The 21,310-nt window shown below is 62.2% G+C and carries 15 protein-coding genes; 14 read left to right on the top strand and 1 reads right to left on the bottom strand.

Annotated features, from left to right (window positions below; genetic code table 11):
* Nucleotides 1–147: 147 nt before the first annotated feature.
* From atpB to P0D68_RS20265, 9 genes are all read left to right on the top strand, one after another.
* Nucleotides 148–999 (top strand): F0F1 ATP synthase subunit A, encoded by an 852-nt coding sequence (gene atpB, locus P0D68_RS20305; RefSeq protein ID WP_091797855.1) that lies wholly within the window; start codon nucleotides 148–150, stop codon nucleotides 997–999.
* A gap of 81 nt (nucleotides 1,000–1,080) precedes the next feature.
* Complete coding sequence (atpE, locus tag P0D68_RS20300) at nucleotides 1,081–1,350, top strand: F0F1 ATP synthase subunit C (RefSeq protein WP_007180033.1); 270 nt, start codon at nucleotides 1,081–1,083, stop codon at nucleotides 1,348–1,350.
* A 138-nt stretch (nucleotides 1,351–1,488) separates the two neighbouring features.
* Entirely contained in the window at nucleotides 1,489–1,959 is a 471-nt protein-coding gene (locus P0D68_RS20295) for a F0F1 ATP synthase subunit B (protein ID WP_006050845.1), read from the top strand.
* A 2-nt stretch (nucleotides 1,960–1,961) separates the two neighbouring features.
* Nucleotides 1,962–2,501: a F0F1 ATP synthase subunit delta gene (locus P0D68_RS20290; protein ID WP_091797857.1), complete on the top strand. Its 540-nt coding sequence runs from the start codon at nucleotides 1,962–1,964 to the stop codon at nucleotides 2,499–2,501.
* A 58-nt stretch (nucleotides 2,502–2,559) separates the two neighbouring features.
* Complete coding sequence (gene atpA, locus P0D68_RS20285) at nucleotides 2,560–4,101, top strand: F0F1 ATP synthase subunit alpha (protein ID WP_091797860.1); 1,542 nt, start codon at nucleotides 2,560–2,562, stop codon at nucleotides 4,099–4,101.
* A 139-nt stretch (nucleotides 4,102–4,240) separates the two neighbouring features.
* The gene (gene atpG, locus P0D68_RS20280; protein ID WP_011490290.1) at nucleotides 4,241–5,125 is read left to right on the top strand and encodes a F0F1 ATP synthase subunit gamma; all 885 of its coding nucleotides are present in this window, start codon (nucleotides 4,241–4,243) and stop codon (nucleotides 5,123–5,125) included.
* A gap of 115 nt (nucleotides 5,126–5,240) precedes the next feature.
* Nucleotides 5,241–6,635: a F0F1 ATP synthase subunit beta gene (atpD, locus tag P0D68_RS20275; protein WP_091797865.1), complete on the top strand. Its 1,395-nt coding sequence runs from the start codon at nucleotides 5,241–5,243 to the stop codon at nucleotides 6,633–6,635.
* Between the two features lie 211 nt (nucleotides 6,636–6,846).
* Nucleotides 6,847–7,272, top strand: a complete 426-nt coding sequence (locus P0D68_RS20270; RefSeq protein WP_007180027.1) for a F0F1 ATP synthase subunit epsilon — start codon at nucleotides 6,847–6,849, stop codon at nucleotides 7,270–7,272.
* 233 nt (nucleotides 7,273–7,505) lie between these two features.
* Entirely contained in the window at nucleotides 7,506–9,236 is a 1,731-nt protein-coding gene (locus P0D68_RS20265) for an AMP-binding protein (RefSeq protein WP_408299771.1), read from the top strand.
* Nucleotides 9,237–10,116: 880 nt separating this feature from the next.
* Here P0D68_RS20265 and P0D68_RS20260 read toward each other — a convergent pair.
* A complete protein-coding gene (locus P0D68_RS20260) occupies nucleotides 10,117–10,914 on the bottom strand; it encodes a transporter substrate-binding domain-containing protein (protein ID WP_408299773.1) in 798 nt (265 codons plus the stop codon).
* A gap of 217 nt (nucleotides 10,915–11,131) precedes the next feature.
* On the opposite strand from P0D68_RS20260, the gene hemE reads away from it, so the two are divergent.
* The 5 genes from hemE to putA all read left to right on the top strand — a co-directional run bounded on the left by hemE (nucleotide 11,132) and on the right by putA (nucleotide 21,310).
* Nucleotides 11,132–12,232, top strand: a complete 1,101-nt coding sequence (gene hemE / locus P0D68_RS20255) for a uroporphyrinogen decarboxylase (protein WP_408299775.1) — start codon at nucleotides 11,132–11,134, stop codon at nucleotides 12,230–12,232.
* Nucleotides 12,233–12,696: 464 nt separating this feature from the next.
* Nucleotides 12,697–14,943, top strand: coding sequence for a primosomal protein N' (locus P0D68_RS20250; RefSeq protein WP_408299945.1), 2,247 nt, complete (start codon nucleotides 12,697–12,699; stop codon nucleotides 14,941–14,943).
* A 170-nt stretch (nucleotides 14,944–15,113) separates the two neighbouring features.
* Nucleotides 15,114–16,535, top strand: a complete 1,422-nt coding sequence (locus P0D68_RS20245; RefSeq protein WP_408299777.1) for a YeiH family protein — start codon at nucleotides 15,114–15,116, stop codon at nucleotides 16,533–16,535.
* Between the two features lie 113 nt (nucleotides 16,536–16,648).
* A complete protein-coding gene (locus tag P0D68_RS20240) occupies nucleotides 16,649–16,780 on the top strand; it encodes a hypothetical protein (protein WP_408299779.1) in 132 nt (43 codons plus the stop codon).
* 600 nt (nucleotides 16,781–17,380) lie between these two features.
* Nucleotides 17,381–21,310, top strand: a complete 3,930-nt coding sequence (putA, locus tag P0D68_RS20235) for a trifunctional transcriptional regulator/proline dehydrogenase/L-glutamate gamma-semialdehyde dehydrogenase (RefSeq protein WP_091797876.1) — start codon at nucleotides 17,381–17,383, stop codon at nucleotides 21,308–21,310.

The raw sequence follows: 21,310 nt of genomic DNA, 5'->3' as shown, positions 1-21,310 counted from the left end.
GTAGCAGCAAAAAATTCAGGCCGGCGCGCAGCGCCGGCAACAGGTGTGCGGATATGACACGGTCCGCACCCGGCGTGTTCCCGCAATACAGAATTGCAGCGGGAACGGCCTAAGACGATTTTCGACAATTTGGGTGGCTTTAACGATATGGCAGCTAGCGAAGGCACGCGCGCAATGGATCCGTCCGAGTACATCGCGCACCACTTGCAGAACTTTTCCACCGCGCACCAGACGTCGATTTTCGACATTCACGTGTGGAATCTGGACACCCTTTTCTGGTCGATCGTTTGCGGTCTGGCCACGATCTTCATCCTGCATCTCGCTGCCCGCAAGGCAACGTCCGGCGTGCCGGGCCGTTTCCAATGCGCGATCGAAATGCTGGTGGAGATGGTCGAGGATCAATCGAAGTCGATGATCCACGGCACGCGCACCTTCATCGCACCGTTGGCCCTGACCGTGTTCGTCTGGGTCGCGCTGATGAACTCGCTCGACTTTATCCCTGTCGACCTGCCGGGCCACGTGATTGGCTGGCTGGGTCTTTCCGAAGTCATCCCGCACCACCGCATCGTGCCGACCGCCGACCTGAACGGCACGCTCGGCATCGCACTCGGTGTGTTCGCGCTGATGATTTACTACAACTTCAAGATCAAGGGCGCCGGCGGTTTCGTGCATGAACTGCTGTCCGCTCCGTTCGGCGCACATCCGTTGCTGTGGATCCCGAACCTTGCACTGAACATCATCGAGTTCGTCGCGAAGACGGTCTCGCTCGGCATGCGGCTGTTCGGCAACATGTACGCGGGCGAACTGTTGTTCCTGCTGATTGCCCTGCTCGGCAGCATCTGGAGCTTCGGCGCGGACACGACGGTGCTTGGCTTCATCGGCCACGTGATCGCCGGCAGCGTGTGGGCAATTTTCCACATCCTGATCGTTCTGCTGCAGGCGTTCATTTTCATGATGCTGACGCTGGTGTACATCGGCCAGGCACACGACACGCACTAACCTGCGCCGTCGACAAAGAATCATCGTTTTTTAAATCCCAGTTCCAACCAGTTCTAAAAGACTTTTCACAAAGGAGTGATCATGCAAGCTTTCATCGCCAACATCCAGGGTCTGACCGCCATCGGTATCGGCATCATCATCGGCCTGGGTGCAATCGGCGCCTGTATCGGTATCGGCCTGATGGGCGGCAAGTACATCGAAGCATGTGCACGTCAGCCTGAACTGATGAACCCGCTGCAAACCAAGATGTTCCTGCTGGCTGGTCTGATCGATGCGGCGTTCCTGATTGGCGTTGGTGTGGCAATGCTGTTTGCGTTCGCGAACCCGCTGCTGTCGAAGCTGGCAGGCTGAGGTTCCTCGGAAGTTTGCGCCTGAGCTATAACTAGTGAGGGCGCAGGGCGGAACGGGCACTCGGGCGCTGATCGAACACAGAATCGATGAGCGCCTTGCCGTTTCACTTTCCGAACTAGCAACGTTTAAGGAAACACCGTGAATCTCAACGCAACCCTGTTTGCGCAAATGGTCGTGTTCCTGATCCTCGCGTGGTTCACGATGAAGTTCGTGTGGCCGCCGCTGATCAACGCCCTCGACGAGCGCTCGAAGAAGATTGCTGACGGTTTGTCGGCTGCTGAAAAGGGCAAGGCAGAACTCGAAGCCGCTCACAAGCGCGTCGACCAGGAACTCGCTCAGGCACGCAACGACGGTCAGCAACGTATTGCTGACGCGGAAAAGCGCGCTGTGGCAGTCGCTGACGAAATCAAGGCTCAAGCACAAGCTGAAGCCGCTCGCATCATCGCGCAAGCGAAGGCCGACGCGGAACAGCAAGTCGTGAAAGCGCGCGAAACGCTGCGCGGCGAAGTTGCTGCACTCGCCGTGAAGGGCGCTGAACAGATCCTGAAGCGCGAAGTCGACCAGGCAGCTCACGCTGACCTGCTGAATCAACTGAAAGCCGAGCTCTGATCATGGCCGAACTTGCAACCATCGCCCGTCCGTACGCAGAAGCGCTGTTTGGCGTGGCCGAAGCTGGTGACATCGCCGCCTGGTCCACGCTCGTGCAGGAGCTGGCACAGGTTGCGCGTCTGCCCGAAGTGCTGTCGATCGCCTCGAGCCCGAAAGTAAGCCGCGCCCAGGTCAGCGAACTGCTGCTCACCGCGGTCAAGTCGCCGCTCAAGGACAACGCACAAGCGAAGAATCTGGTGCAAATGCTGGTGGACAACCATCGCCTGCAATTGCTGCCGGAAATCGCCGTGCAGTTCGAAGAGTTGAAGAACGCCCGCGAAGGGGCGGCCGATGTGCTGATCGTCAGCGCATTCCCGCTCGAAGGCGCGCAGTTGAATGACCTCGTCGCAAGTCTCGAACGCAAGTTCAAACGCAAGCTGAAGCCGACGATCGAAGTCGACTCGTCGTTGATCGGCGGCGTGCGCGTGACGGTCGGCGACGAAGTGCTCGATACCTCGGTCCGCGCGCGGCTTGCCAGCATGCAGACGGCTCTGACGGCCTGAAGCGCCCAAGGCGCTGAAGCGGCTGGCACGCAACAGAATTGACTATCAGGAGCGAATAATGCAACTCAATCCCTCTGAGATCAGCGAGCTGATCAAGAGCCGGATCCAGGGCCTTGAAGCGAGCGCAGACGTTCGCAACCAGGGCACTGTGATCTCCGTGACCGACGGTATCGTGCGCATCCACGGCCTGTCGGAAGTGATGCAGGGCGAAATGCTCGAATTCCCGGGCAACACCTTCGGTCTCGCACTGAACCTCGAGCGCGACTCGGTCGGCGCCGTGATTCTGGGTGAGTACGAACACATTTCGGAAGGCGACGTCGTCAAGACGACGGGCCGTATTCTGGAAGTGCCGGTGGGTCCGGAACTGCTCGGCCGCGTGGTCGACGCGCTCGGCAACCCGATCGACGGCAAGGGCCCGATCAACGCGAAGAAGACCGACGCAATCGAAAAGATTGCTCCGGGCGTGATCTGGCGTAAGTCGGTTTCGGAACCGGTCCAAACCGGTCTGAAGTCGATCGACGCGATGGTGCCGGTTGGCCGTGGCCAGCGTGAGCTGATCATCGGCGACCGCCAGTGCGGCAAGACCGCAGTCGCAGTCGACACGATCATCAACCAGAAGGGCAAGAACCTCTTCTGTATCTACGTCGCGATCGGCCAGAAGGCTTCGTCGATCATGAACGTGGTGCGCAAGCTGGAAGAAACCGGCGCGCTGGAATACACGATCGTCGTGGCCGCTTCGGCTTCGGAATCGGCTGCCATGCAGTACCTGGCACCGTACGCCGGCTGCACGATGGGCGAATACTTCCGCGACCGCGGTCAAGACGCACTGATCGTTTATGACGACTTGACCAAGCAAGCTTGGGCATACCGTCAGATCTCGCTGCTGCTGCGCCGTCCGCCGGGCCGTGAAGCTTACCCGGGTGACGTGTTCTATCTGCACTCGCGTCTCCTGGAACGTGCGGCTCGCGTGTCGGAAGACTACGTCGAGAAGTTCACGAACGGTGAAGTGAAGGGCAAGAGCGGTTCGCTGACGGCGCTGCCGGTCATTGAAACGCAAGCAGGCGACGTGACCGCATTCGTTCCGACGAACGTGATCTCGATTACCGACGGCCAGATCTTCCTGGAAACCGACCTCTTTAACGCAGGTATCCGCCCGGCAATTAACGCCGGCGTGTCGGTGTCGCGCGTCGGTGGTGCGGCTCAAACGAAGGTCGTGAAGAAGCTGTCGGGCGGTATCCGTACCGACCTCGCGCAGTACCGTGAACTGGCCGCGTTCGCGCAGTTCGCGTCGGATCTCGACGAAGCAACCCGCAAGCAGCTGGAACGCGGCCGCCGCGTGACGGAACTGCTGAAGCAGCCGCAATATCAGCCGCTGCAAGTGTGGGAACTGGCTGTCGCGCTGTTCGCAGCGAACAACGGTTACCTCGACGATCTGGAAGTTTCGCAAGTGCTGCCGTTCGAAAAGGGCCTGCGCGACTACCTGAAGTCGAAGCACGCTGACCTGATCAAGCGCGTCGAAGACACCAAGGAACTCTCGAAGGACGACGAAGGCCTGCTGCACACGGCCCTCAAAGACTTCAAGAAGTCCGGCGCTTATTGATCCGCGAGTGACCCGCAAGGCATAAACGGACCTTGAAGCGGCGCGGGCCGCAGGAAACTGAACCCGCGCTGCTTCGATCGCTTTGCATGGGACCCGAGTAACCGCTAAAGCGGCAACTCGGGCCGACAAGGAGCAAGCAATGGCTGGAATGAAGGAAATTCGCGGCAAGATCAAGAGCGTGCAAAACACGCGCAAGATCACGAAAGCGATGGAGATGGTGGCCGCATCGAAGATGCGCCGCGCTCAAGAGCGTATGCGCGCTGCTCGCCCGTATGCTGACAAGGTCCGCGATATCGCTGCACACATGAGCCGTGCGAACCCGGAGTATCGTCACCCGTTCATGGTGTCGAACGAAGGCGCGAAGACGGCCGGCATCATCCTCGTCACGACCGATAAAGGTTTGTGCGGCGGCATGAACACCAACGTGCTGCGCGCGTCGCTGCAGAAGTTCAAGGAACTGGAAGGCCAGGGCAAGACGATCGAAGCAACTGCGATCGGCACCAAGGGTCTGGGTTTCCTGAACCGTCTGCGCGCCAAGGTGGTGTCGAATGTCGTGCATCTGGGCGACACGCCGCATCTGGAAAAGCTGATCGGCGCGGTGAAGGTGCAACTCGACCTGTACTCGGAAGGCAAGGTTTCGGCGGTGTACCTGGCGTACACGCGCTTCGTCAATACGATGAAGCAGGAGCCGGTGATCGAGCAACTGCTGCCGCTGTCGGCAGACCAGTTCGAGCGCAAGGAAGAAGACGGCACGACGCCGAGCACGCAGTGGGACTACATCTACGAGCCGGACGCGCAGGCAGTGGTGGACGAACTGCTGGTGCGTTATGTCGAAGCGTTGGTCTATCAGGCCGTCGCGGAAAACATGGCATCGGAACAGTCGGCACGGATGGTTGCGATGAAGGCCGCTTCGGACAACGCGAAGACGGTCATCAACGAACTGCAGCTCGTGTACAACAAGAGCCGTCAGGCCGCGATCACGAAAGAACTGTCGGAAATCGTCGGTGGCGCGGCGGCAGTCTGACCTTAACGGTCAAACACGCCGCTTCGTGTGCGCCTTCGTGGCGCACCCACCTTGGCGGCCCCATCGAAATTGCGCCTTTGCGCGAGTGAAGAATTGAGTATCTAAAGGAAAAGCGATGAGTACTACTGCTTTGGTAGAAGGCAAGATCGTACAGTGCATCGGCGCGGTGATCGACGTGGAATTCCCGCGTGACCACATGCCGAAGATTTACGACGCGCTCATTCTCGAAGGTTCGGAACTGACCCTCGAAGTCCAGCAACAGCTGGGCGACGGCGTCGTCCGTACCATCTGTCTGGGTGCATCGGACGGTCTGCGCCGCGGCACGGTCGTGAAGAATACCGGCAAGCCGATCAGCGTGCCGGTCGGCAAGCCGACCCTCGGCCGGATCATGGACGTTCTGGGTCGCCCGATCGACGAAGCCGGCCCGATCAACTCGGACGTGGTTCGCGGCATTCACCAGAAGGCTCCGGCGTTCGACGAACTGTCGCCGTCGACGGAACTGCTCGAAACCGGCATCAAGGTTATCGACCTGATCTGCCCGTTCGCTAAGGGCGGTAAGGTTGGTCTGTTCGGTGGCGCCGGCGTGGGCAAGACCGTGAACATGATGGAACTGATCAACAACATCGCGAAGGAACACGGTGGTTACTCCGTGTTCGCCGGTGTTGGCGAACGTACCCGTGAAGGGAACGACTTCTATCACGAAATGAAGGACTCGAACGTTCTCGACAAGGTCGCGCTGGTGTACGGCCAGATGAACGAGCCGCCGGGCAACCGTCTGCGCGTCGCGCTGACCGGTCTGACGATGGCTGAGCACTTCCGTGACGAAGGTCTCGACGTGCTGTTCTTCGTGGACAACATCTACCGTTTCACGCTGGCAGGCACGGAAGTGTCGGCACTGCTCGGCCGTATGCCGTCGGCAGTGGGCTATCAGCCGACGCTGGCTGAAGAAATGGGTAAGCTGCAAGAGCGTATTACGTCGACCAAGACCGGCTCGATCACGTCGGTTCAGGCCGTGTACGTCCCTGCGGATGACTTGACCGACCCGTCGCCGGCTACGACTTTCGGCCACTTGGACGCAACGGTCGTGTTGTCGCGTGACATCGCTTCGCTGGGTATCTACCCGGCAGTCGACCCGCTCGATTCGACATCGCGTCAGATCGACCCGAACGTGATCGGTGAAGAGCACTACTCGATCACGCGCGGCGTGCAGCAAACGCTGCAGCGCTACAAGGAACTGCGCGACATTATCGCGATTCTGGGCATGGACGAACTGGCGCCGGAAGACAAGCTCGCCGTGGCGCGCGCTCGTAAGATCCAGCGTTTCCTGTCGCAGCCGTTCCACGTCGCTGAAGTGTTCACGGGCTCGCCGGGCAAGTACGTGCCGCTGAAGGAAACGATCCGTGGCTTCAAGATGATCGTTGAAGGCGAATGCGACCACCTGCCGGAACAGGCGTTCTACATGGTCGGCACGATCGACGAAGCCTTCGAAAAGGCCAAGAAGATCCAGTAAAGGTCGGGTGTAACGAAGCGGGCGTCGGTTCTCGCGCGGAACGGATACTATTAAAGGTATCGGGATCGCAAAGCCGGCGCCTCTTAATACGCTCAACCCAGCCTTGCATGGGACGACAGTAAGCGTTAAAGCGCTCGCTCTCGTCGAGCTTTGCAAGGGACCCGAGTAAGCGCTAAAGCGCCAACTCTGGTCGTCACAGGAGTCGACACTTATGGCAACAATCAAGGTAGACGTCGTCAGCGCGGAAGAGCAGATCTTCTCGGGTCAGGCGAAGTTCGTCGCGCTGCCGGGCGAAGCGGGTGAACTCGGCATTCTGCCGGGACACACGCCGCTCATCACGCGGATTCGTCCGGGTGCGGTGCGAATCGAAGCTGAAAATGGCGAGGAAGAGTTTGTTTTCGTCGCCGGCGGTATTCTCGAAATCCAGCCGGGCGCTGTGACGGTTCTCGCCGACACGGCGATCCGCGGCAAGGATCTCGACGAAGCCAAGGCTGAAGATGCACGCAAGCGTGCGGAAGAAGCGCTGCAGAACACGGGTTCGAACCTCGAATACGCGACCGCGCAAGCGGAACTGGCGTATGCGACGGCTCAGCTCGCTGCGATTCAGCGTCTGCGCAAGCTGCGCGGTCAGCACTAAGCAACACGTATCAGAGAGAAAGCAGCCTTCTTGGCTGCTTTTTTTTGACCTTTAATTGACGTTTACGGAAAGGTCAGAAAAATTGTGTTCGAGCATTGATGGATGCCACGCTTTAATAGATGGTGATGCGCTGCGGGTAAGACTTGATGCCTGACGGACACATGCCGATGGCACAATCGATTTCAAATTCATTTCAATAAGCGAGCTTCCGCTCAGTTCACGGAGACAACACCATGGCAACGCACGTGTCAGGCGAAGGTGCACTCATCGAACCCAAAGACGGGCTGTCTTACGTCCGCGGTAAGACCGACATCCCGTTGAGCGACGCGACAGTTGGACAGTTTCTGCGCGATACGGCGGAGCGCTTTCCGGATCGTCCAGCCGTGGTGTTTCGCGAGCAGCGTATTCGCTGGACATGGAAGGAGTTCGCAGAAGAAGTCGACGTGTTGGCGGCCGGTTTGCTCGCGCTCGGCATCGTGAAAGGCGACCGGGTGGGCATCTGGTCGCCGAATCGGGTGGAATGGTTGCTTACCCAGTTTGCGACCGCGCGCATCGGCGCCGTGCTGGTCAATATCAATCCGGCATACCGGCTCGCGGAGCTCGAATACGCGCTGAACAAGGTCGGTTGCAAGGCGATCATTGCGGCCGAGCGTTTCAAGACCTCCATGTATCTGGAGATGTTGCGGGAACTCGCGCCCGAACTGGCCACGCAGGCGCCGGGAGAATTGCATGCGTCGAGATTGCCCGAACTGCGCTACGTGATTCGCATGTGCGATACCGAAACGCCGGGTATGTTGAGCTTTTCCGACGTGATCGAACAAGGTCGAGCGGCGCTGGATGTTCCAAAACTGGACGCCATCGGCGACACGCTTACGTGCCACGAGCCGATCAACATTCAGTTCACCAGCGGCACGACAGGCAATCCGAAGGGCGCGACGCTGACCCATCGCAACGTGGTCAACAACGCGCGCTACATCGCGATGGCGATGCGGCTGACCGAACAAGATGGCTTATGCATCCCGGTGCCGTTGTATCACTGCTTTGGCATGGTGCTGTCGGTGCTGGCGTGCGTATCGGTCGGCGCCAATATGGTGTTTCCCGGCGAGGGATTCGACCCGGCGGCAACGCTAGCCGCGGTCGCGGAAGAGCAGTGCACAGCGCTGCACGGCGTGCCGACCATGTTCATCGCAGAACTCGATCACCCTGACTTCGCCACCTACGACCTGTCGCGCCTGCGCACCGGCATCATGGCGGGCTCGCCGTGCCCGATCGAGACCATGAAGAAGGTGGTCTCCAGGATGCATCTGGCGGAGATCACCATCGCCTACGGCATGACGGAAACCAGCCCGGTCTCGTTCCAGAGTTCGACCACCGACCCGCTCGACAAGCGCACGACCACGGTGGGCCGCATCCAGCCGCATCTGGAGGTGAAAATCGTCGATCCCCTTGGGAACATCGTGCCGGTGGGCGAAACCGGCGAGCTGTGCACTCGCGGCTATTCGGTGATGCAAGGCTACTGGGACGACGAGACCAAGACACGCGAAAGCATTGTCGACGGCTGGATGCACACCGGCGATCTGGCGACGCTCGATGCTGAAGGCTACTGCAATATCGTCGGGCGCCTGAAGGACATGCTGATTCGCGGTGGCGAGAACATCTATCCCCGCGAGATCGAGGAGTTTCTGTTCCGCCACCCGAAGATCCAGAGCGTGCAGGTGTTCGGCGTGCCCGACTCGAAGTATGGCGAGGAGGTTTGCGCGTGGGTCGTATTGCGCTCAGGCGAGCAGGCTACCGCGGAGGAGATCCAGCAGTTCTGCCAAGGTCAGATTGCGCACTACAAGGTGCCGAAATACATCCGTTTCGTCGACGAACTGCCCATGACGGTGACCGGCAAGGTGCAGAAGTTCATCATGCGCGAACGGATGATTAGCGAATTGAAGCTGCGGGAAGACAAGACAGCGTGACGTCAATGGCCGGTCCGCGCGCGACGTAATGGCGCGACGGACCAGTCATTGAAGAACAGAAAACCAACCGTTTGCCCGGCGCAAGAGTTGCAAAACAACCGCTAACGCACTCTAAAAAGCGCCTTACTGCACTGCGCAAACGTTTGGCTAGGCGAAAAAAAAGCGGGCCTGGAGCCCGCTAAAAACCACACGCTACGGGGTTAGCGCGAGGAGACCAAAGAAGGAACCGACTGAGACGACGACCCTGCGTCGACTACGGCCCCAGCAGGGATGCCCCTTCACAGGGCTTCGGCATGCGCCGACCGGCAAGTGCATCGTATCCGCTCACACCACGCACCCAGCCACATCCGTGTTGAAACCGTTGAGGGCATTGTGGGCGAATTACCCTATGAGCGCGGTAACAAAGTGTTTCAGGTTGTAACGCCCGCCAGATAAGGCGCTGCGGGACATATTGCCAAAGAGAATTGTTTGAAACGTAATATTTACCGATGACTCGCTCGCAATTTCATACGCATGATTAATGCTATTCGCGAAGCATATTGCGGCGTATTCCGTTCAGTCGATTCCGCATGAAATGGTTGCATGGTCATCTTTTGGGGCGAAAAATCGCCTGTGTTACAGGGGCTGCCACCACCGGAAAAATCTCAGCAGCGCGAACGACGTCGCTTTGTTGTGTCGCAGCATATCGTCGGATATGCGATTGGCGCGTAAAGGGCTGGTTCGTCTGCTGGCGAACCGGGGTAATTGTTCCGCTTTTACTTAACGTCAGCCCTTCACCGTTACATGATTCGACGCGTGAGCGAAATCGGTCGGCATTTTCCGACCGCCCCCCCGGCTCACTGTGGGAGCGAAACGCGGGCGGCCGAGGCAAAGCGCCTTGCTACTTCAGCCACTTGTCCGAAATGGCCTGATATTCGCCGGTTGCCCGCGCGAGGTGTAGCCATTGGTCGACATACTCCTGGAATGCCACATCACCACGCGGCAGCAGCCAGGCCTTTTCTCCGTATTGGAAGGGCTTATCCGGATGCACTGAGCAAAGGCCCGGATTCAGCTTTTGCTGCAGCAGCGTTTCAGAAGCGTCGGTCACCATGACATCGGCCTTGCCGGCGAGGATCTGCTTGAAGATCGTCACGTTGTCCGGATAGACGGTCAGGTTGGCGTGCGGGAAATACTGCTTCGCGAAGCGCTCGTTGGTGCCGCCCGGGTTGACGATTACGTGAGTAGCAGGCTGGTCGATCTGCGCGACCGTCTGATATTTGGCGACGTCATCGCACCGAACGATTGGCGTTTTGCCGTCGATCATGTACGCCTGCGTAAAAAACGCGCGCTTCTGGCGCTCAAGTGTTGGCGATACACCGCCTACGCCTACGTCGCATTTGGCGACGAAGTCGTTCATCAGGTTTGGCCACGACGTCTTGATGTACTCCACCTTGACGCCGAGTGATTTGGCGAGCGACTCCGTCATGTCGATATCGATACCTTCGAACTGGCTGTCTGCCTTGTAGAACGAGTAGGGTTTGTAGTCGCCAGTCGTACAGGCGCGCAGTGTGCCACGGGCGATGATTTCGTCGAGCCGCGAAGGGGCTGCGGCAGCGGCGGTGCTCTGAGCCTGAGCCGCGCCCGCGTGCATCAAAACCCCGGTTAGCGCGCCGAGCAGCGCGAGTGTCGCCTTGTTCATCGAGTCTCCTTGCTTGTATGTAATTGCGTGGTAAGTCCGTTCGATCATAGCGCGGCAATTCGGGCTTGAACATTGGCCGTTCAGCCAGGTGCGGCGCTGCCGCCGCCCCCTGCAAAACCCGTCGCGGGCGGGGCGCGCAACAGATATTGCCCGCATCAAGCGAGATGTGGCGAGCCCGCTCCGGTAAAATGCCTTTTTGCCCTGAGTCGTACGCAACGTGGCCCATAAACTCCAGAACGACACTTTCCTGCGCGCGCTGCTGCGCCAGCCGACCGACTACACGCCGATCTGGCTGATGCGGCAAGCCGGCCGCTATCTGCCGGAATACAACGCCACGCGAGGTCGCGCGGGCAGTTTCCTCGGTCTGGCGAAGAACCCTGCATTCGCGACGGAAGTCACACTGCAACCGCTCGAGCGCTATCCGCTCGACGCCGCGATCCTGTTCTCCGACATCCTGACCGTGCCCGACGCCATGGGGCTCGGCCTTGAGTTCGTGACGGGCGAGGGCCCTCAGTTTGCGCGCCCGGTGCGAACAGAAGACGATGTCGCGCGCCTCGCGGTGCCGGACATCGACGCCACGCTGCGCTACGTGACCGACGCGGTGCGCGAAATCCGCACCGCGCTCACAGACGCGCAGGGACGTCAGCGCGTGCCGCTAATCGGTTTTTCGGGCAGTCCGTGGACGCTCGCGTGCTACATGGTCGAAGGCGGCGGTTCGGCCGATTTCCGCACGGTCAAGTCGATGCTGTATGCGCGTCCGGACCTGATGCATCGCATTCTCGACGTCAACGCGCGCTCGGTCGCGGCTTACCTGAACGCGCAGATCGAAGCTGGCGCGCAAGCCGTGATGATTTTCGACACGTGGGGTGGGGCGCTGGCGGACGGCGTGTATCAGCGCTTTTCATTGCACTACATCCAGCAGGTGGTCAGCCAGTTGAAGCGCGACCACGACGGCGAAAAGGTGCCGGTAATTACCTTCACGAAGGGCGGCGGCCTGTGGCTCGACGAGATCGCTGAGATCGGCGTGGATGCGGTCGGCCTGGACTGGACCGTGAATCTGAGCAAGGCCCGCGAACGCGTGGGCGGGAAGGTGGCGCTGCAAGGCAATATCGATCCCTCGGTGTTGTTTGCCCCGCCGGCTACGATCCGCATGGAAGCGCGCGCTGTGCTCGACAGTTTCGGCAACCATCCGGGCCACGTGTTCAATCTCGGCCACGGCATTTCGCAGTTCACGCCGCCGGAGAATGTCGCCGAACTGGTCGACGAGGTGCATCGCCATAGCCGGGCTATTCGCAGCGGCGCTCATGCACCGGTATGAGGCCGTAATCGTTACCAATTTTGCTGCAGCGCAGCGAACTGGGCTCTCGGTCTAAGGGAAAATTTGCGGTTGGCGGGCCGTCAGATGGCGGTCCTGCGAAAGTCAAGACTTGACTTATGCACATTCATCACGCTGCGGCGCGGTAGAAGCTTTAGTCGCATCACAACCCTTGCACATTGCAGGCGCATTTGATCTAAGCCTTGTCTGGCAAGGGTTTGACGGGGGCGATACAGAATGTGCGGAAGCCCACAGAAGGCCGCTGCGCCGTGCTTTCGGGGCGTTCCGGGCAAAGTTCTCAACAAAGTTATCCACAGGCACGCGGGCCGATTGCAATTGTTCAGCGGAATCCAAAACTTAGCGCCGAAATTGAAGTTTTACTTTAACTTCGGGGGGAGCGCCGTATGCTCGACGGGCACCACGATGCGGCGTCGTGTCGCGCCCGTGCTTCTGATTTCCGCCCACGCGTGAGTGACGTGTTCGTTCGCGTCGCGCTGGATCATCCGCTGCCGACCCTGTTCGACTACCGGTGCGACACGCCCGAGCCGGTCGCGCCGGGCATGCTGGTGAGCGTGCCGTTTGGCAAGCGCGATGTCGTGGGACTCGTCTGCGAAGTGACCACTCACAGTGAGGTCTCGCCCGACCGCCTGCGCGCAGTCAATGGCGTGTGCACGGCGTGCCCGCCCGTCTCGTCCGAATGGTTGAGGTTGGCCGCGTTTGCCGCGGACTATTACCAGCGCGGTCTTGGCGAAGTGGCGTTGCCGGCTTTGCCGCAGGCGTTGCGCGATGCTTCCCGGTGGTCGCGCCTGTTTGCGCCGCAGGAGCGCTACAGCCTCACGCCCGCTGGCCACGCGTCGCTACCTGACGCACTGCCTGCGCGGGCGAGCGCGTTGCGCAAGCTCGCGCAGACATTGGCCGGGACCGACTTCCTGCTGGCTGCCGACGCTCGCGCGCTGCATCCCAAAGCGATCGCGACGCTCGATGCCTGGCAGGCGGAAGGCTGGGTGGCGCTCGACATCATCGAAGCCGCCGCAGCGCTTGCTATTCCAGCGTCGTCCGACGCGCCCGCGCCCAGGCTGCCGACGCTCACCGACGAGCAGGCCGCCGCAGTCGAAGCGATTCGCGACGCCAACGGCTTCGCGCCGTTCCTGCTGCACGGTGTGACGGGGAGCGGCAAGACCGAGGTCTATTTGCGCGCGTTGGCCGAGATCCTAGCGGCAAAGCCCGACGCTCAGGCGCTGGTTCTCGTGCCCGAAATCAATCTGACGCCGCAATTCGAGTCGGCCTTCCGCGCCCGCTTCGCCGCGCTCGAGGGCACGTCGATCGTCACGCTGCACAGCGGTCTCGCGGAAGGCGAGCGTGCTCGCAACTGGTTCGCCGCTCACACGGGCCGCGCCCGCATCGTACTCGGCACCCGGCTGGCGGTGCTCGCCTCGCTGCCGAAGCTCGCGATCATCGTCGTCGATGAAGAGCACGACCCGGCGTACAAGCAGCAGGAAGGCTTGCGCTATTCAGCCCGCGATCTGGCCGTCTATCGCGCCAAGCAACTCGGCTTGCCGGTCGTGCTCGGCTCGGCCACACCGTCGCTGGAAAGCTGGTGGCAGGCCGATCAGGGGCGCTACAAGCGGCTCACCTTATCGCGCCGCGCGGTCGCCGAGGCCGTGCTGCCTACCGTGAAGCTGATCGATCTGGAAGAAGAGCGGCGGCGCGGGCGGGCTTCTGTGGAAGGGTTGTCGGGGCCGTTGATTGCCGCGCTGAAAGCGCGGCTCGAACGCGGTGAGCAAAGCCTCGTGTTCCTGAACCGCCGCGGTTATGCGCCGCAACTGGCCTGCGATGCCTGCGGCTGGGTCGCCGGCTGCCCACGTTGCAGCGCGTATGTCGTGTTGCATAAGCCCGAGCGCGCGCTACGCTGCCACCACTGCGGCTGGGAAGCGCGCATTCCGCGTTCGTGCCCCGAGTGCGGCAACGTCGACATCGCACCGATGGGCCGCGGCACGCAGCGCGTCGAAGAAACACTGGCGAGCGCGGTGCCTGGCGCCCGGGTGTTACGTATCGATGCCGACAGCACGCGCCGCAAAGGCAGCGCACAGGCGCTGTTCTCCGACGTGCACGCGGGCGAAGTCGACATCCTCGTCGGCACGCAGATGATCGCCAAAGGGCATGACTTCCAGCGCGTGTCGCTGGTCGGCGTGCTGAACGCCGACACCGCGCTCTTTTCCCACGACTTCCGCGCGAGCGAGCGGCTTTTCGCGCAATTGATGCAAGTGAGCGGCCGGGCGGGCCGCGCGGGTTTGCCCGGCGAAGTGCTGGTGCAAACGCGCTATCCGCGCCACGCGCTCTACCACGCGCTGGGCCGCCACGACTATGTCGGCTTTGCCAACTCCACGCTGGCCGAGCGGCGCGACGCGCACTTGCCGCCGTTCGTCTATCAGGCGTTGCTGCGGGCCGAAGGCCGCACGCTCGAGGCCGCGCTGGCCTTTCTGCAGCAGGCGGCGGCCGCACTGGGCGACATTCCCGCTGCAGAACGCGTGACCGTCTATGACGCGGTGCCGCTCACTATCGTCAAGGTGATGCACGTGCATCGCGCACAGTTGCTGATCGAGAGTGCGTCGCGTGGCGCGTTGCACGCCACCTTGCGCGCCTGGCAGCCGCTGCTGCGCGGCATGAAGGGCGTGCTGCGCTGGAATCTCGAAGTCGATCCGCTCGACATTTGAGGCACGTCGCCAGCACGGCGGCGCCGTTACTCCTTTCGGTCATATTCATAGAGCGAATGGTCGTTTCGTTTTGCGACGCCGCTCGCCTATATTTCGCCGAATCGGCGCACATTCAGGCAAAACTCCAACATTCAGGCGCCGACGCACCTCAACTCTCTCGGGGCATGGCGATGAGCGATACCAATCAAACGCTGCCAACCGGCGCCGCTCCGGCGAACCGGCAAAGCACGCACGGCGGTGGACTTTTTTCGACCGAAGACTGGTGGGCGGTCTGGGTCGGGCTGCTGGTGGTCGTGATTGCCTGGGCGCTGTTCGCGTCCGGCAGCAGCATCAAGTGGCTCGCGGTTGCGCCGGCTAAATGGTCGAGCGTCGCGCAGGCCGTGCAGGACGCCGGCAAGCATGTGCCGAACTATGCCGCGCTGTTCGGCGTGTTCGCGCTCCTGTTCGGCGTGAGCCTCGCAGCGCTCAAGCAGCGGGTCGGCGCTTTCCTCGGCTCATTCCTGATTCTGTTCATCGCATCGGCGCTGATTTTTACGCTGGGCGCGTGGGTCAACGCGTCGAAGTACAACCTCGAACCACCGCTCGTCGCGCTGGCGCTGGGCCTTTTGATCTCGAACGTGTTCACGCTGCCCGAGTGGTTTTCGGCGGGCTTGCGCGTCGAGTTTTACATCAAGGTCGGTATCGTGCTGCTCGGCGCGACATTGCCGTTCACGCTGTTGGTGTGGGCCGGACCGGTGGCGGTCGGGCAGGCGAGCATCGTCTCGCTCGTCACGTTCTTCGTGATCTTTTTTGCTGCGACGGCGTTTGGCCTCGACCGGCGTTTTGCGGCCGTGCTCGGCGTCGGCGGCGCGGTGTGCGGCGTCTCGGCAGCGATCGCGATTGCCGGCGCGGTGCGGGCCAAGCGCGAACAGGCTTCGGTGGCGATCACGCTGGTGGTGCTGTGGGCGATCGTGATGATCTTCGTGTTGCCGTTCGCGTCCCGCTCGCTCGGATTGTCCACCGCGGTCGCTGGCGCATGGATCGGCACGTCCGAATTCGCCGACGCCGCCGGGATCGCGGCGGCGCAAGCTTACGGCGACCTCGCCAAACACGCGGGTGGAGCGATCGCGGGTGCGCCGGAGGCGTCGCTACAGGCGTTCACGCTGATGAAAGTGGTCGGCCGCGATATCTGGATCGGTATCTGGGCGTTCGTGCTCGCAATCGTCGCGAGCACGCGCTGGGAGTCGCAAGATAGCGGCGTCAAAGCAAAACCCAACGCCGGCGAGATCTGGGCGCGCTTTCCGAAGTTCGTGATCGGCTTCGTGATTGCGTCGGCACTGGTGACGTGGGTCGCCAGCCACTACTCGCTGGCCGATTACCGCAAGGTCGTGACGCCCGAATTCGTCGCCCCGATCACCGCGTTGCGCACATGGGCGTTCACCTTCTGTTTCCTGAGCATTGGGTTGACCACGCGCCTGCGTTCGCTGAGCGCCACTGGCCTCAAGCCGTTCCTGGCCTTTACGGTAGGCGTGGTGGTCAATATCGCCATCGGCTACGCGCTGTCCGCGCACGTGTTCGCGCCGTACTGGAATAGCTTGGGGCAGGGCTCGTGACGAGCGGCGCGCTTCGCATCTCCAGCACAGCGGACGCGCGCGACGATGCGTGCGCGCCGTGCTGCGCCGGCTGCCGGTATCGTGCTGAGAGTCGGGACTCGCTGGAGCAGAGCATGCCGGGTCTCTCGGTGTTGGGTTCGGCATTTGGCGCGAGCGTGGCGGACAGCCGGCTTTGCCGGCTGCACGACCAACTCGTCTCGCCCGCCGACGCCTGTCCGCGGTTCGAGCCGATTTTGCGGCACTGATACCGCCTGCGCTTTGCCGCGGCACCAAGCCGGGTGTTACCCGCGGCTTCCCGCCGTGCAGGCCGGAAGCCGGTGTCGCTCACTCCGGCATGCCACGCCGGACATCCCTATTCAATCGTTCAGCGCGGCCCGCGGATCGCCCGCCGATGCGCGCGAAGCCGCAGGTGTTCGTTCCTGCGCGGGTTCCCGCCTGCCCGGGCCACTTGTCGCACCGCGGATGAACAACACCGCGCAAGTCGCGCACATTGCCCAGATGCCCAGTACCACCAGCCATTTTTCCATTTCGCCTGTCCTCTAAAACCCCGTACCGTTTTTTTGTGCGTGCCCCAAGGAGGCCGCGCGCCGCTATGTTCCGTATAACGGCGCGCCGACCCGTTCTGATAAGGGTAAATGCAAAAAGAATCACGCCAGGGAAAGTACCGATCGCAACCGGCGTCGCCCCGCGCGGCGCCATCGCGCGCAAACCCCCGTCACATAAGGCTCACAACAGGGTGCAACCGCGCGCCTGCGATGGTTGCACCTTTTTATTGGGAGGCGTACGATTCGCCCAACTTTTAGTCTTTTTGCCAGCGCATTCGTCTGGTCTCCGAAGAAGGAAACATGGCTAGCACCACCCTTGGCGTTAAGGTCGACGACCTCCTGCGTTCCCGGCTGAAAGATGCCGCCACCCGTCTCGAACGCACTCCGCACTGGCTCATCAAGCAGGCCATCTTCGCGTACCTCGAAAAGATCGAGCACGGTCAACTGCCGCCCGAACTGTCGGGCGTGGCGGGCTCGGCCGATCTGACCGACGGCTCTGCGGTTGAGCACGAGGAAGACGGTGCATCGCACCCGTTCCTCGATTTCGCGCAGAACGTGCAACCGCAGTCGGTGCTGCGCGCCGCGATCACGGCGGCGTACCGTCGTCCGGAGCCGGAATGCCTGCCGTTCCTGCTCGGTCAGGCGCGTTTGCCGGCCAACCTCGCGGGCGACGTGCAGGCCATGGCCGGCAAGCTCGTGGAAACGCTGCGCAGCAAGAGCAAGGGCGGTGGCGTCGAAGGTCTGATCCACGAGTTCTCGCTGTCGAGCCAGGAAGGCGTGGCGCTAATGTGTCTCGCCGAAGCGCTGCTGCGCATTCCCGATCGCGCCACGCGCGACGCGCTGATCCGCGACAAGATCAGCAAGGGCGACTGGAAATCGCACATGGGCCAGGCGCCGTCGATGTTCGTCAATGCCGCGACCTGGGGCCTGATGATCACCGGCAAGCTGGTGACGACCAATAGCGAAACGAGCCTCTCGTCGGCGCTCACGCGTTTGATCGGCAAGGGCGGCGAACCGCTGATCCGCAAGGGCGTGGACATGGCGATGCGCCTGATGGGCGAGCAGTTCGTCACGGGCGAGAACATCTCCGAGGCGCTCGCCAACAGCCGCAAATACGAAGCACGCGGCTTCCGCTACTCGTACGACATGCTCGGCGAAGCGGCCACCACCGAAGCCGACGCGCAGCGCTACTACGCGTCGTACGAACAGGCGATCCACGCGATCGGCAAGGCCGCCGGCGGACGTGGCATCTACGAAGGCCCGGGTATCTCGATCAAGCTCTCCGCGCTGCACGCACGCTACTCGCGTTCGCAGCAGGAACGCACGATGAGCGAGCTGCTGCCGCGCGTGCGCTCGCTCGCGATCCTCGCGCGCCGCTACGACATCGGCCTGAACATCGACGCGGAAGAAGCCGACCGCCTCGAAATCTCGCTCGATCTGCTCGAAGCGCTGTGCTTCGATCCGGAGCTGGCCGGCTGGAACGGCATCGGCTTCGTGGTGCAGGCGTATCAGAAGCGCTGCCCGTTCGTGATCGAATACCTGATCGATCTGGCGCGCCGCAGCCGTCACCGCATCATGGTGCGCCTCGTGAAGGGCGCGTACTGGGATACCGAAATCAAGCGCGCGCAAGTGGACGGCCTCGAAGGCTATCCGGTCTACACGCGCAAGATCTACACGGACGTGTCGTACCTCGCCTGCGCGAAGAAGCTGCTCAGCGCGCCCGACGCGGTCTATCCGCAGTTCGCCACGCACAACGCGCACACGCTGTCGGCGATCTATCACCTCGCGGGCAACAACTACTATCCCGGCCAGTACGAGTTCCAGTGCCTGCACGGCATGGGCGAACCGCTGTACGAAGAAGTCACCGGCCGTGACAAGCTGAACCGTCCGTGCCGTGTGTACGCGCCGGTCGGCACGCACGAAACGCTGCTCGCTTATCTCGTGCGCCGTCTGCTGGAAAACGGCGCGAACACGTCGTTCGTGAATCGTATTGCCGACGAAACCGTCGCAATCAAGGACCTGATCGCCGACCCGGTCGACGAAGCCTCGAAGATCGTCCCGCTCGGCGCGCCGCACGCGAAGATTCCGCTGCCGCGCCATCTGTACGGTTCGGAGCGCCTCAACTCGATGGGCCTCGACCTGTCGAACGAGCATCGTCTGGCGTCGCTGTCGTCGGCGTTGCTGGCGAGCGCGCATCATCCGTGGCGCGCCGCGCCGATGCTCGAAGACAACGAGATCGCCGTGGGTCTCGCGCGCGACGTGCGCAATCCGGCCGATCATCGCGACCTCGTCGGCACGGTCGTCGAAGCAACGGCGGAGCACGTGAGCGCTGCTTTGGCTCACGCAGTCGCCGCCGCGCCGATCTGGCAAGCCACGCCGGTCGATGCGCGCGCCGATTGCCTCGCACGTGCCGCCGATCTGCTCGAAGCGCAGATGCATACGCTGATGGGCCTCGTGGTGCGTGAAGCCGGCAAGTCGCTGGCGAACGCCGTCGCGGAAATCCGCGAAGCGATCGACTTCCTGCGTTACTACTCCACGCAGATTCGCGACGAGTTCTCCAACGACACGCATCGTCCGCTCGGCCCGGTGGTGTGTATCAGCCCGTGGAATTTCCCGCTGGCGATTTTCATGGGTCAGGTGGCCGCTGCGCTTGCAGCCGGCAACACCGTGCTCGCCAAGCCCGCTGAACAGACGCCGCTGATCGCCGCGCAAGCCGTGCGCATTCTGCGCGAAGCCGGCGTGCCGGCCGGCGCGGTGCAACTGCTGCCGGGTAACGGCGAAACGGTCGGTGCCGCGTTGGTGGCCGATCCGCGAACCCGCGCCGTGATGTTCACCGGCTCGACCGAAGTCGCGCGTCTGATCAACAAGACGCTGTCGAGCCGCCTCGATCCGGACGGCAAGCCGATTCCGCTGATCGCCGAAACGGGCGGCCAGAACGCGATGATCGTCGACTCGTCGGCGCTCGCCGAACAGGTGGTGGCGGACGTGCTGCAATCGTCGTTCGACTCCGCAGGTCAACGGTGTTCCGCGTTGCGCGTTCTTTGTCTGCAGGACGATGTTGCGGACCGCACGCTGGAGATGCTGACCGGCGCGATGCGCGAACTGGCCGTGGGCAATCCGGACCGCCTGTCGATCGACGTCGGCCCGGTGATCGACCTCGACGCGAAGCGCGGTATCGACGCGCACGTCGCGGCGATGCGCGAGAAGGGCCGCAAGGTCGAGCAACTGCCGATGCCGGACGGTTGCGCGCAAGGCACCTTCGTGCCGCCGACGCTGATCGAGCTCGACAGCATCGACGAATTGAAGCGTGAGGTGTTCGGTCCGGTGCTGCACGTGGTGCGTTACCGCCGCAGCCAGCTGGACAAACTGCTCGAGCAGATCCGCGCGACCGGTTACGGCCTGACGCTCGGCATTCATACGCGGATCGACGAAACGATCGCGCATGTGATCAGCCGCGCGCACGTGGGCAACATCTACGTGAACCGCAACGTGATCGGCGCGGTGGTCGGCGTGCAGCCGTTCGGCGGCGAAGGTCTGTCGGGCACGGGGCCGAAAGCGGGCGGCGCGCTGTATCTGCAGCGCCTCCTCGCCACGCGTCCGGCAGGTTTGCCGAAGTCGCTCGCGCAGGCGTTGGTCGTGGATGTACCGCGCGCTGCCGAAAACGGCGACAATCCGTCCGCTGCGTTGACTGCTTATCGTGACTGGCTGATCACCGAGCGCGAGCCGCAACTGGCCGCGCGCTGCGACGGCTATCTGTCGCATGTGCCGGCGGGCGCCACGGCGGTATTGTCGGGACCGACCGGCGAGCGCAATACGTACACGCTGGGCGCGCGCGGCACGGTGCTGTGTGTCGCGTCGACGGCAAGCGGTGCGCGCGTGCAGTTCGCCGCGGCGCTGGCTACGGGAAATCGCGCGTTGTTCGAAGGCGCGGCTGGGGAACAATTGGTGTCGCAGTTGCCCGCCTCGCTGAAGTCGCATGCAAGCGTGAAGAAGAGCGCGGATACGCCGTTCGACGCCGTGCTGTTCGAAGGCGATAGCGACGAACTGCTGGCGCTGGTGAAGGAAGTCGCGAAGCGCGCGGGCCCGATCGTGTCGGTGCAGGGCGTCGCGTCTCGCGCGCTGGAAAGCGGCGACGAGGATTACGCGCTCGAGCGTCTGTTGACGGAACGCTCGGTCAGCGTGAATACGGCAGCTGCAGGCGGTAATGCGAATTTGATGACGATCGGTTGA

Origin of the sequence: Paraburkholderia sp. RL17-380-BIE-A (genome assembly GCF_046028085.1) — a bacterium.
Classification (GTDB): Bacteria; Pseudomonadota; Gammaproteobacteria; order Burkholderiales; family Burkholderiaceae; genus Paraburkholderia.
The sequence above is the reverse complement of the archived record's forward strand: the minus strand, read 5'-3'. Positions and strand labels throughout refer to the sequence as shown.